At 68.6% G+C, this 12,550-nt stretch carries 11 protein-coding genes; 4 read left to right on the top strand and 7 right to left on the bottom strand.

Annotated features, from left to right (window positions below; all coding sequences use genetic code 11):
* The first annotated feature begins 182 nt into the window (after positions 1–182).
* Together IEY81_RS18480 and IEY81_RS18475 are read left to right on the top strand one after the other, a co-directional pair.
* Entirely contained in the window at positions 183–3,953 is a 3,771-nt protein-coding gene (locus IEY81_RS18480; RefSeq protein ID WP_189119966.1) for a multifunctional oxoglutarate decarboxylase/oxoglutarate dehydrogenase thiamine pyrophosphate-binding subunit/dihydrolipoyllysine-residue succinyltransferase subunit, read from the top strand.
* Between the two features lie 210 nt (positions 3,954–4,163).
* Positions 4,164–4,340, top strand: coding sequence for a DUF6104 family protein (locus IEY81_RS18475; RefSeq protein WP_189119965.1), 177 nt, complete (start codon positions 4,164–4,166; stop codon positions 4,338–4,340).
* A gap of 101 nt (positions 4,341–4,441) precedes the next feature.
* Here the strand turns inward: IEY81_RS18475 and IEY81_RS18470 are convergent, their stop codons facing one another.
* From IEY81_RS18470 to IEY81_RS18460, 3 genes are read right to left on the bottom strand one after another with little or no spacing between them, the layout of a single operon-like run.
* Complete coding sequence (locus IEY81_RS18470; protein WP_229787984.1) at positions 4,442–4,675, bottom strand: hypothetical protein; 234 nt, start codon at positions 4,673–4,675, stop codon at positions 4,442–4,444.
* The gene (locus tag IEY81_RS18465; protein ID WP_189119964.1) at positions 4,672–5,799 is read right to left on the bottom strand and encodes a fatty acid desaturase family protein; all 1,128 of its coding nucleotides are present in this window, start codon (positions 5,797–5,799) and stop codon (positions 4,672–4,674) included. Before IEY81_RS18465 ends, IEY81_RS18470 begins: the two co-directional genes overlap by 4 nt.
* 17 nt (positions 5,800–5,816) lie before the next feature.
* On the bottom strand, positions 5,817–6,911 hold the full coding sequence (locus tag IEY81_RS18460; RefSeq protein ID WP_189119963.1) for a ferredoxin reductase: 1,095 nt from the start codon (positions 6,909–6,911) through the stop codon (positions 5,817–5,819).
* A gap of 146 nt (positions 6,912–7,057) precedes the next feature.
* On the opposite strand from IEY81_RS18460, the gene IEY81_RS18455 reads away from it, so the two are divergent.
* Positions 7,058–7,693 carry a TetR family transcriptional regulator gene (locus IEY81_RS18455; protein ID WP_189119962.1) on the top strand — a complete coding sequence of 212 codons (636 nt, stop codon included), beginning with the start codon at positions 7,058–7,060 and terminating at the stop codon, positions 7,691–7,693.
* 17 nt (positions 7,694–7,710) lie between these two features.
* Here the strand turns inward: IEY81_RS18455 and IEY81_RS18450 are convergent, their stop codons facing one another.
* The 4 genes from IEY81_RS18450 to IEY81_RS18435 form a co-directional block, all read right to left on the bottom strand.
* The gene (locus IEY81_RS18450; RefSeq protein WP_189119961.1) at positions 7,711–9,252 is read right to left on the bottom strand and encodes an MDR family MFS transporter; all 1,542 of its coding nucleotides are present in this window, start codon (positions 9,250–9,252) and stop codon (positions 7,711–7,713) included.
* A gap of 211 nt (positions 9,253–9,463) precedes the next feature.
* Positions 9,464–10,432: a zinc-binding dehydrogenase gene (locus IEY81_RS18445; protein WP_189119960.1), complete on the bottom strand. Its 969-nt coding sequence runs from the start codon at positions 10,430–10,432 to the stop codon at positions 9,464–9,466.
* A 254-nt stretch (positions 10,433–10,686) separates the two neighbouring features.
* Complete coding sequence (locus IEY81_RS18440; protein WP_189119959.1) at positions 10,687–11,880, bottom strand: NAD(P)-dependent malic enzyme; 1,194 nt, start codon at positions 11,878–11,880, stop codon at positions 10,687–10,689.
* A gap of 176 nt (positions 11,881–12,056) precedes the next feature.
* Positions 12,057–12,419: a S24/S26 family peptidase gene (locus IEY81_RS18435; RefSeq protein WP_189119958.1), complete on the bottom strand. Its 363-nt coding sequence runs from the start codon at positions 12,417–12,419 to the stop codon at positions 12,057–12,059.
* Between IEY81_RS18435 and IEY81_RS24650 the strand changes: the two genes are divergently transcribed.
* On the top strand, positions 12,376–12,550 hold a 175-nt coding region (locus IEY81_RS24650; RefSeq protein WP_444544157.1), incomplete at its 3' end, for a superoxide dismutase [Ni]. The genes IEY81_RS18435 and IEY81_RS24650 overlap by 44 nt on opposite strands.

Below are 12,550 nucleotides of genomic sequence, written 5' to 3'. Positions count from 1 at the left end.
CCACCATACGCACATCGACCCTGGTTGCAACTCTGCCCGGTGGATGACGCAAGATGTGGAACGGATTACATCCTGTCCACAGGTAGAGCCTGCATCGGGCATTTGCGTGTTCGTGGGGATAGCCTTGCTGGTGGGCAACCCATTTCTTACAGTGCGAAAATTCGGAAGAGGCGAATCAAGCCGTGTCCTCAGGCACCCCGTCCCCCAACACTGCCGACATCCCCGCGGAATTCGGCGCCAACGAGTGGCTGGTCGAGGAGATGTACGACCAGTACACGAAGGATCCCAGCAGTGTTGACCCCGTGTGGGTGAAGTTCTTCGAGACCAACGGACAGCCGGGCGCGTCGCAGAACGGGGCCGCAGCGAAGGCCGCCGCTCCGGCAGCCGCGCCCGCCGCTCCCGCAGCCAAGGCGACCAAGGCGGCGACCACCACCGCCAAGCCGCAGAGCTCGGACGCGCCGACCAGCCCGACCTCCGCGGAGGCGCCGACGGCCAAGGCCGCGCCCGCCCCGAAGGCGAAGCCGCGCCCGGACGCCCAGGCCGCCGAGCCGGCCAAGGGCACCGCGACGCCGACCCCCAAGGACGCCCCGAAGCCGACGGCCGTCGCCGTGACCGACGAGCCGACCTACACCACGCTGCGCGGCATCCCGGCCGCCACCGCCAAGAACATGGACGTGTCGCTCTCGGTGCCGACCGCGACCTCCGTGCGCAACATGCCGGTCAAGCTGCTGTGGGACAACCGCACCGTCATCAACAACCACCTCAAGCGCGCCCGCGGCGGCAAGGTCTCCTTCACCCACCTCATCGGCTACGCCATCATCAAGGCGATCAAGGCGATGCCGGCGATGAACAACACCTACGCCGAGGTCGACGGCAAGCCGACCATGGTGACCCCGCCGCACATCAACCTCGGTCTGGCCATCGACCAGCAGAAGAAGGACGGCACCCGCCAACTGGTGGCGCCCTCCATCAAGGGCTGCGAGCTGATGGACTTCGCCGGCTTCTGGACCGCCTACGAGGACATCGTCCGCAAGGCCAAGGACAACAAGCTGTCGATGGCCGACTACTCCGGCACCACCGTCAGCCTGACCAACGTCGGCGGCATCGGCACCAACAACTCGGTGCCGCGGCTGATGCAGGGCCAGGCCGCGATCATCGGCGTCGGCTCGATGGACTACCCGCCCGAGTTCCAGGGCGCCTCCCCCTCGAAGCTCGCCCAGAACGCGGTCTCGCGGATCATGACGATGACCTCGACCTACGACCACCGGGTCATCCAGGGCGCGCAGTCGGGCGAGTTCCTTGCCACGGTGCACAAGCTCCTGCTCGGCGAGAACGACTTCTACGACGAGATCTTCGCGTCGCTGCGGATCCCCTACGAGCCGATCCGCTGGAACCAGGACATCGACACCACCCACGACGACCAGATCTCCAAGCAGGTCAAGGTCGGCGAGATCATCCACGCCCACCGCGTGCGCGGTCACATGATGGCCGACACCGACCCGCTGGAGTACAAGCAGCGTTCGCACCCCGACCTGCAGATCGAGTCGCACGGGCTGACCCTGTGGGACCTCGACCGCGAGTTCCCGGTCGGCTCCTTCGCCGGCGGCCGCAAGCCGTTCATGAAGCTGCGCGAGATCCTCGGTGTGCTGCGTGACTCCTACGTCCGCACCACCGGCATCGAGTACATGCACATCCAGGACCCCGAGCAGCGCCGGTGGATCCAGGACCGCGTCGAGCGGCCCTACGACAAGACCCCGCGCCAGGAGCAGCTCCGGATCCTGTCGAAGCTCAACGAGGCCGAGGCCTTCGAGACCTTCCTGCAGACCAAGTTCGTCGGTCAGAAGCGCTTCTCCCTCGAGGGCGGCGAGACCGCGATCCCGGTCATCGACGAGGTCTGCGAGGCCGCCGCCGAGGCCGGTCTGGACGAGGTCACGATCGGTATGGCCCACCGCGGCCGCCTCAACGTGCTCGCCAACATCGTCGGCAAGTCCTACAACCAGATCTTCCGCGAGTTCGAGGGCAACATCGACCCGCGCACGGTCCAGGGCTCCGGCGACGTGAAGTACCACCTCGGTGCCGAGGGCGAGTTCCTGTCCGACCTGGGCGACACGATCAAGGTCTCCGTCGCCGCGAACCCGTCTCACCTCGAGACCGTCGACCCGGTCCTGGAGGGCATCGCCCGCGCCAAGCAGGACGTCCTCGACCAGGGCGCGGTCTACCCGGTCCTGCCGCTGCTGGTCCACGGTGACGCCGCCTTCGCCGGCCAGGGTGTGGTCGCGGAGACGCTCAACCTCTCCCAGCTGCGCGGCTACCGCACCGGTGGCACCGTCCACCTGGTCATCAACAACCAGGTCGGCTTCACCACCTCGCCGGGTTCCTCGCGCTCTTCCCTCTACGCCACCGACGTGGCGCGGATGGTCCAGGCGCCGATCTTCCATGTGAACGGCGACGACCCGGAGGCCTGCGTGCGCGTCGCGCGGCTCGCCTTCGAATACCGCCAGGCGTTCAACAAGGACGTCGTCATCGACCTCATCTGCTACCGCCGCCGCGGTCACAACGAGGGCGACGACCCGTCGTTCACCCAGCCGATGATGTACGACCTCATCGAGCAGAAGCGCTCGGTGCGCAAGCTCTACACCGAGTCCCTCATCGGTCGTGGCGACATCACGATCGAGGAGGCCGAGCAGGTGCTGGCGGCCTACCAGTCGCGCCTCGAGCAGGTCTTCACCGAGGTGCGCGAGGCCGACAAGATGCCGCAGGCCTGGGAGACCGTCCCGGACTACCCGGAGAAGCCTGCCGGCGAGACCGTCACCGCGATCACCAACGACGTGCTGAAGCGGATCGCCGATGCGTACGTCACCCCGCCGGAGGGCTTCACGGTCCACCCGAAGGTGATGCCGCAGCTGCAGCGCCGCGCCACCGCGATCACCGAGGGCAACATCGACTGGGGCACCGGCGAGATCCTCGCCGTCGGCTCGCTCCTGCTCGACGGCCGCCCGGTGCGGCTGGCCGGCCAGGACTCGCGTCGCGGCACCTTCGCCTCGCGGTTCGCCACGATCATCGACCGCAAGAACGCCGACGAGTGGACCCCGCTCAACAACCTCTCCGAGGACCAGGCGAAGTTCTACGTCTACGACTCGCTGCTCTCCGAGTACGCCGCTCTCGGCTTCGAGTACGGCTACTCGGTCGCACGGCCGGAGGCGCTGGTCATGTGGGAGGCGCAGTTCGGTGACTTCGTCAACGGCGCGCAGTCGGTCATCGACGAGTACATCTCGGCCGGCAAGACCAAGTGGGGTCAGGACTCCGGCGTCGTGCTGCTGCTGCCGCACGGCTACGAGGGTCAGGGTGCCGACCACTCCTCGGCGCGCATCGAGCGGTTCCTCACGCTCTGCGCCGACGAAGCGATGGTCGTGGCTCAGCCCTCCAGCCCGGCGTCCTACTTCCACCTGCTGCGTCAGCACACGCTCGGCGAGGAGCACCGCCCGCTGATCGTCTTCACCCCGAAGTCGATGCTGCGCCGCAAGGAGGCCGCCTCCCAGCCGGCCGACTTCACCTCGGGCTCCTTCGAGCCGGTGGTCGCCGACACCGAGGCGGACCCGTCGAAGGTCTCCACCGTCCTGCTGGTCTCCGGCCGGCTGACCTGGGACCTCACCGTCGAGCGGAAGAAGCGCTCGCGCGAGGACGTCGCGATCGTACGCGTCGAGCAGCTCTACCCGTGGCCGACCGAGGCGCTGGCCGCCGAGCTCGCCAAGTACCCGAACGCCAAGGTCAAGTGGGTCCAGGACGAGCCGTTCAACCAGGGCCCGTGGCCGAGCTACCACCTCAACGTGGTCCCCGAGCTGGACCGCGAGGTGGAGCCGATCACCCGTCCGGCCTCCTCGACCACCGCCGTCGGCACCATCAAGCGGCACACGGTCGAGCAGAAGGAGCTCATCGAGCGCGCGTTCGCCTGACCGCCCGGCCAGCGGAGCGCGACGAAGGAGCGCTCCGCGTCGGACGGGCGGGTTGAGCGAGCGCACGGCCGAGTCTGCGAGGCCGTGTCCGCGAGCCGAAACCAAGACAGCACGAAGGCCCCTCGGTGGTGACGCCGAGGGGCCTTCGTGCGTCTAAGATCTGATCCGGGCCGCGCACGCCCGACAGAGGCCGAATGGGACAATGGCCGCATGTACTTCACCGACCGCGGAATCGAGGAGCTCGTCACCCGTCGGGGCGACGAGGAGGTCACCCTCGCCTGGCTCGCCGAGCAGCTCCAGGCATTCGTCGACGTACACCCCGAGCACGAGACGGCCGTCGAGCGGCTGGCCACCTGGCTGGCCCGCCTCGACGACCCCGAGGACTGATCCCGCCGAGTCCGCACCTCTGGCGGGCCGAGAAATCAGTTGTGGGCGACGAAACTCTCGTTTCGTCGCCCACAACTACAGACTCGGACCGCCGGAGCTGCCTACTCGTCCAGGTCCTTCTCGGCACGCTTGGCGGCGGCGCGGAGCTCGAAGAGCTCGGTGGCCAGGCCGCCGATGGCGCCGGCCACGTCGCGTACGGCACCGGTGACGATGACCGCCACCTGGCCGACCGTGGTCGCGGTGACCTCGACGGCGCTCTGCGCGACATCCTTGCGGATCTCGTTCTTGCTCAGCTCAGGGGTCATGACGACCCATTGTGGCTGGTCGTCGCTCATGCGGCCACCCCCTCGAGCGCGGGCTCACCCTGGGCCGGAGCGGCGGTGGCGCGGCTCTTGCGGTCGGGGAGGGCGTACTTGCAGATCTTCTTGAAGACGCCGGTCAGCTGCTTGCGCAGCGGGCCGGTGTTGTACGCCAGGCCGTAGCGCTCGCAGATCTCGCGGACCTCCTCGGCGATCTCCGGGTAGCGGCGCGCGGGGAGGTCGGGGAAGAGGTGGTGCTCGATCTGGTGGGACAGGTTGCCGGACATGATGTGGAAGGTGCGGCTGCCGGTGATGTTGGCCGAGCCGAGGAGCTGGCGATAGTACCAGTGGCCCTGCGTCTCGTCCTCGCACTCCTCCTGCGAGAAGGAGGCGACGCCGGCCGGGAAGTGGCCGCAGAAGATGATGTTGAACGCCCAGATGTTGCGCACCAGGTTGGCGGTGGCGTTGCCGAGGAACGTCAGCGGCGCCATCGGACCGGAGAGCAGCGGGAAGAGGACGTAGTCCTTCAGCGCCTGGCGCTTGACCTTCTTCATGATGCCGCGGTGCATCTCGGCGTTCTCGGAGAGCTTGCGCTTGCCCGCCACGAGGTTCTCGACCTCGAGGTCGTGCAGCGCGACGCCCCACTCGAAGAAGATCATCAGCAGGAAGGCGTAGAGCGGGTTGCCGAGGAAGTAGGGGTGCCACTTCTGGTCCTCGTCCATCCGCAGGATGCCGTAGCCGATGTCGCGGTCCTTGCCGAGGATGTTGGTGAAGGTGTGGTGGATGTAGTTGTGGGAGTACTTCCACTGGTCGGAGGGGCAGACGTTGTCCCACTCGAACATCCGCGAGTTGAGATCGGGGTCGCCCATCCAGTCGTACTGGCCGTGCATGACGTTGTGGCCGATCTCCATGTTGTCGAGGATCTTGGAGATGGACAGGCAGGCGACAGCCGGCACCCAGCCGATCACGGGCAGGTAGAAGAGCGCGCGGCCGGCGATCTCGAAGGACCGCTGCTTCTTGACGATGTCGTAGATGTAGGACGAGTCCTTCTCGCCCAGATCGGCGACGATGCGCTGGCGGATGGCGTCCAGCTCGGCACCGAAAGCCTCCAGCTCCTCGGGCGTCAGCCTGCGGTTGCCGGTCTTCTCAACGGTGGTCATGGGGTCTCCTTGGAAGGTCAGAGGTCGACGGAGCAGTCGCCCTCAGGCGTGCTCACGCAGATCCGGATCTGTTCGTCGGGAAGCTCGGAGGTCTCGCCGGTCAGCACGTTGCGGACCCGTCCGGAGCTCTTGTTGGTCACGCAGGAGAAGCAGATCCCCATCCGGCAGCCGGACTCGGGGGTCAGCCCCGCGGCCTCGGCCTGGTCGAGGATCGTGGCTCCGTCGTTGGCGACGGTCCTGCCGGTGGTCGCGAACTCCATCTCGCCGCCGGCCACACCGGCGGTCCGCGGCGGCTTGAAGTACTCCACCTGGAGCGAGTCCGTGCCCTCGTACGCAGCCTGGGCCGCCTCGATCAGCGACGCCGGCCCGCAGGCCCACGTCGGCACGTCGCGGTAGCCCGGGACGAGCTTCTCCAGCAACGCCGGGGACAGGTACGGCGCCCCGTCGGCGGTGTGCAGGACGTGCAGGTCGATGCCGTGGCCCTGGTGACGGATCTCCTCGAGCTCGTCGGCGAAGATCTGGCGGTCGGCGCTGGGCGCCCAGTGCAGGAAGGTCACCTTGCCCCGATGCGTACGCCGCTGCAGCGAGCGGAGCATCGACATCACCGGCGTGATGCCGGAGCCGCCCGAGATCAGGACGATGTGCTCGGGCACGCGGTCCGGGAGGACGAAGTCGCCCTCGGCCTGCGAGAGGTGCACCAGCGTGCCGACCGTGGCGCGCTCGGTCAGGTACTTGGAGATGCTGTAGGGGGTCGCGTGCTCGTCGTCGTGGGCGCGCACCGTGATGGCGAGCGGCTCACCCGGCTTTCCCTCGGTGCTGGAGACGGTGAAGACGCGGGTGGTGCGACGCCCCTCCCCCGTGTCGACGCCGACGGTCACGTGCTGACCGGCGCGGTGGCCGCGCCAGGTCGAGGTGGGCTGGAGCGTCACGGTCGCCACCCGGGGCGCGCCGGGCGCGCTGACCTCCGGGCGGATGTCGGTGATGCGGGCGCGCACCTCGTGCGCTGCCAGCATCGGGTTGATCTGGGTCAGATAGCGGTCGATGCCGTGAGGGGAGGCGAGCGCCGCAACCGTGCGGGAGCGGAGGATCCGGCCGCCCAGGTCGAGTGCCATGTGTTTCGCCTTTCAGTGAACATCTGTACACCGATAACGATGGCGGGTGGCGGTGGTACGCGTCAAGACATGGCACGCGTGGCCCAGATCACGGTGTACGCCTGTGCACCGTGGGTCCTCGCTGCTCGTGCCCCTAGGATGGTCTGGTGATCGAGACTGGTACGGAGCCGGAGAGCCGTGCGGAGCGCAAGCTCCGGACCCGGCGGGCCATTCTCGACGCGACGCTGGAGCTCTGCTCCGACAGCTCGCTCAACGCGCTCTCGCTGCGTCAGGTCGCCAAGCAGGTCGGCATCGTGCCGACCGCCTTCTACCGCCACTTCGACTCCATCGAGTCCCTCGGGCTGGCGCTGGTCGAGGAGTCGTTCGACTCGCTGCGCGATCTCTTCCGGGACGTACGCCGCAACGCGCGCGCCGACGAGGACATCGTCGACGGTTCGATCGATGCCCTCGTCGACCACGTCCATCGCCGCCGCGACCACTTCGGGTTCATCGCCCGCGAGCGGGTCGCCGGACCCCGGTCGGTGCGTGGCGCCATCCACCGCGAGATCGAGCTCTGCGAGCGCGAGCTCGCCACCGACCTGGCGCTGATGACCGGCACCGACGCGTGGACCGGCAAGGACCTGCACGTGCTCTCGGCCCTGTTCGTGAGCGTGCTCGTCTCCACCGCCGAGCAGATCCTCTCCACGACCCGGGTCGAGCAGGAGGAGCAGATCATCGCCACCGTGCGCACCCAGCTGAGGATGCTGCTGATCGGCGTCTATCAGTGGCGCTCTGAGCGCTAGCCGTGTTCGGCTAGGGCTCAGCAGCCGCAGGTCGCGGGCTCGCGACCGTGCTCGCAGAGCTCCGCGAGCTCGGCGTCGAGATCCGTGTCCGGCTCCGTGGCCGACTCCGTGGCCAGCTCCTCGGCAGCATCCTCGTGCCCGTCCGCCCGAGCCGGCAGCAGGACGGCCATCGCGACCACGACCAGGGCCAGCGCCGCGCTGACCATGAAGGCGGCCTGCAGGCCGCTGACCTGGGCGGCGAGGTCGCCGACCTCGTCGACGACCTGGTCGCTGCGTACGGCCATCACGGTCACCGCCAGGGCGGTGCCGAAGGCCGCGGCGACCTGCTGGAGCGTGCCGAGGATCGAGGAGCCGTGGGAGTAGAGGTGCTGCGGCAGCGACCCGAGGCCGAGCGTGAAGACCGGGGTGAAGGCCGCGGCGAGGCTGACCATCAGCACCAGGTGGAGCACCAGCACCAGCCAGAACGGCGTGGTGAGCGAGATCTGGGAGAGACCCGCGAGCGCGACCACGATGCCGACCGAGCCCGGGATGACGAGCACCCGGCCGCCGTAGGTGTCGAAGATGCGCCCCACCGTGGGACCGAGGAGACCCATCGCGAGACCGCCCGGCATCACCAAGAGGCCCGTGTAGAGCGGGGAGAGCCCGCGCACCGTCTGCAGGTAGAGCGGCAGCAGGATCATCGAGCCCATCATCGCCAGGAACGCGATCGCCATCAGGACCAGCGCCTTGGTGAAGGTCGAGTGGCGGAACGCGCGCAGGTCCAGCAGCGGCGAACCGACCCTCTGCAGCCGGAGCTGGCGCATCACGAAGCCGAGGATCAGCAGCGCACCGAGCCCGGCGATGGCCAGCGGGAGGCCGACCTCGCCCTCGGCGAAGCGGCTCAGGCCGTAGACCAGCGAGCCGAACCCGAGCGCCGCGACGACCACCGAGGCCCAGTCGACGCTCGATTCCGCGGGCTCGTTGACGTTCTCCAGGCGGCGGAGCCCGGACCAGGCGACGCCGATCGCGATCGGCAGCACCAGGAGGAACAGCAGCCGCCAGGAGCCGAAGCCCAGGATCAGCCCGGACAGCGTCGGACCGAGCGCGGGCGCGACCGAGATGGCCATGGTGACGTTGCCCATCACCCGGCCCCGGTCGCTCTCGTCGACGACGTTCATCAGGGTCGTCATCAGCAGCGGCATCATCACCGCGGTGCCGGCGGCCTGGATGACCCGGCCGGCGAGCAGGACCCCGAAGACCGGCGCGATCGCCGAGATCAGAGTGCCGGCGATGAAGACACCCATCGCCGTGGCGTACGCAGTTCGGGTCGTCACGCGCTGCAGGAACCAGCCGGTCACCGGGATGACCGAGGCCATGGTCAGCATGAACGCGGTCGAGACCCACTGCGCGGCGTGCTCGGTGACCCCGAAGCTGCGCATCAGGTTCGGGATCGCGTTGAGCATGATCGTCTCGTTGAGGATCACCACGAAGGTGGCCAGCACGAGCAGGGTGATGACGGCAGGCGTACGCCGCTTCTCACCGTCGAGCGGACGATGTGGCGGGGTGGCGACAGCAGTCATGACAGTTCCTCGGGTGGTACGCAGGGGCCGGTTGCCGCCCGCTCTCATACATAGATCGAACGGGCGGGGCCGATTTCGACATCACGCCACGAGAAACTTTTCGAGCCCCCGGCGCTGACCCTTCAATGGTCCCTTGCAGAACCGGGGAGAGTCGAACGATATTCCGTACGTCACACCGCGGTTGTCACGCCGCTGTCACCTCACGGTCGGCTCACAGCGTGAAGACGACCTTCCCGAAGATGTCACCGGCGTGCATCGCCTCGAAACCGGCCTTGGCCTCGGTCAGCGGCATGGTGCGGTCGATCAGCGGGCGGGTGCCGGTCGCCTCGAGCAGGGAGACCAGGCCCGCCAGGTCGCTGCGCGTGCCCATCGTCGAGCCGATCACCTTCAGCTGCAGGAAGAAGATGTTGGTGAGCAGCGTGTCGTCGGGGTTCGCGCCCGAGGTGGCGCCGCTGATGATGATCGCGCCGCCCGGACGCAGCGAGCGCACCGAGTGCTTCCAGGTCGCCCGGCCGACGGTCTCGATGACCGCGTCGACCTTGACCGGCAGCCGCTCGCCCGAGGGCAGCGCCTCGTGGGCGCCGAGCTCGAGGGCCCGCTTCTGCTTCGCCTCGTCGCGCGAGGTGGCATAGACCTTCAGGCCGGCCGCACGCGCCAGCGTGATCGCGGCGGTCGCCACTCCCCCGCCGGCACCCTGGACCAGCACCGAGTCGCCGGCCTTGAGCCCGCCCTGGGTGAACAGCATCCGGTAGGCGGTCAGCCACGCTGTCGGCAGGCACGCGGCCTCCTCGAACGACATCTCGGCGGGCTTGGCCACCACGTTGCGCTTCGGCACGGTCACCTTCTCGGCGAAGGTGCCCTGGTAGCGCTCGGAGAGCAGCGACCGCTTGGGGTCGAGCGTCTCGTCACCGCTCCAGTCGGGCGAGGAGATCACCGAGTGCACGATGACCTCGTTGCCGTCCTCGTCGAGCCCGGCCGCGTCGCAGCCGAGGATCATCGGGAGCGCCTCGGCCTTCAGGCCCACCCCCTGCAGCGACCACAGGTCGTGGTGGTTGAGCGAGGCCGCCTTGACGGTGACCGTCGTCCATCCCTCCGGCACGTCCGGCTCGGGCCGCTCCCCCAGCACGAGGCCGGAGATCGGGTCGTCGGTAGAGAACTTCTCGGCGTACGCAGCGAACATGCGCCCGACACTACCGAACCCTGGGAGCCCCCGGCCGCCCCAACCAAACCCGCCGAGCCGGCGCAACTGCCCCGCCCAGACACGCCGAGTCGGCGCAACTGCCCCACCAGAAACCGCCGAGTCGGCGCAACTGCCCCGAAACGTCACACGTACGTGGGGCAGATGCGCCGACTCGGCGTCTGAATCTGGGGCAGTTGCGCCGACTCGGCGTCTAAAACTGGGGCAGACGCGCCGACTCGGCGTGGGTCTGACGGTCAGGCGCGAGCGACCCCGTCGACGCGCGCGGCCTCGGCGACGGCAGCGGAGACCGCGGGGCCGACGCGGGGGTCGAACGGCTCGGGGATGACCTTGGTCTCGCTCAGCTCGTCCTCGACCAGCGCCGCCAGCGCCTCGGCGGCGGCGAGCTTCATGCCCTCGGTGATCGCCGAGGCGCGCACGTCGATGGCTCCGCGGAAGATGCCGGGGAAGGCGAGGACGTTGTTGATCTGGTTGGGGAAGTCCGACCGGCCGGTGGCGACGATGCTGGCGTAGCGGTGGGCCACGTCGGGGTGGATCTCCGGGTTCGGGTTGGCCATCGCGAAGACGATCGCCTTCTCGGCCATGGTCGCGACGAGCTCCTCGGGCACGGTGCCGCCGGAGACCCCGACGTAGACGTCGGCGCCGTCGAGCGCCTCGGCCAGCGTGCCGGTGCGGCCGGTGACGTCGGCGGTCACCTCGGCGATCGCCTTCTTCGAGGCGGTCAGGTCGGAGCGGGTGGAGGAGATGACGCCCTTGCGGTCGAGCAGGACGAGGTCCTTGATGCCGAACTCGAGCAGGATCTTGGCGACGGCGACACCGGCGGCACCGGCGCCCGAGATGACCACGCGGGTCGACTCCGGGCTGCGGCCGGTGAGCTTGAGCGCGTTCATCAGCGCGGCCAGCGTGACCACGGCGGTGCCGTGCTGGTCGTCATGGAAGACCGGGATGTCGAGCGCCTCCTTGAGGCGGTCCTCGATCTCGAAGCAGCGCGGGGCGGAGATGTCCTCGAGGTTGATGCCACCGAAGCTGGGCGCCATCCGGATGACGGTCTCGACGATCTCGTCGACGTCGGTGGTGTCCAGGCAGATCGGGATGGAGTCGACGCCGCCGAACTCCTTGAACAGCACCGCCTTGCCTTCCATGACCGGCATCGCGGCGGCGGGGCCGATGTCACCCAGGCCGAGGACCGCGGTGCCGTCCGTCACGACCGCGACGGTGTTGGGCACCCAGGTGTAGGTCTGAGCCAGCTCGGGCTTCTCGGCGATCGCGGTGCAGACCCGCGCGACGCCGGGGGTGTAGGCCATCGAGAGCGATGCCTTGTCGGAGACCGATGCGGTCGCCGCGATCGCCATCTTGCCGCCGCGGTGCAGCTCGAACACCGGGTCGCCGTCATAGGCGGTCGTCTCGGTGGACAGGGTGGACTCGGTCATAGGGGGCCTCCAGAAAAACTACGGTCTCGGAACGTCGGGCGATGAACGCGAGCCGAGGGTGGAGCCGCGCATGGCGCCATCTACAGGGATGTGTTGCCCGGATGGCAGTTTCCCACAGGCTACCGGAGGAAACGGTTGATGTTTCCTACAGGTGACGAAGCACTCATCTGGAGCCCTCAGCCAGATACGGAGCGCAGGATCCGGGGTCTCGACCACACCCTGGCGACCACGACGGCGAGCACGTCCTCGTCCGCCACCGGCCCGCGATGACGCGAGTCGATCACCCCGGGAGCGCCCGGGTTGTCGGAGAGCAGCCACCATCCGGAGCGCCCGGAGACGGTGGTACGCCGCTCCACGGCACGCTTCACCACGACCGCCCCGTCGGCGAGCCGGGCGACGACGATGCGGCCGGGCTCCGGCGTACGCCGGTAGGAGACCCACAACCGGTCCCCCGCCCGGAGCGTGGGCTCCATCGAGGCGCCCACCACCCTCGCCATGCCCCAGAGGTGTCGGGGTGCCCTCGCGGCGATGTCATTCATGCGGAGTAGTGTCGCAAGCAGTAGGACACATGAACACTTAGAGAGGACCCGCATGTTCGCGCGACTTTTCGCTCCCACCATTGAGGTCTCTGCCCACTGCGACCTGCCCTGCGGCGTCTACGACCCCGCCC

The organism is Nocardioides luteus, assembly GCF_014648595.1.
GTDB classification, from domain to species: domain Bacteria; phylum Actinomycetota; class Actinomycetes; order Propionibacteriales; family Nocardioidaceae; genus Nocardioides; species Nocardioides luteus.
This window is presented reverse-complemented; position numbering and strand designations above follow the sequence as displayed.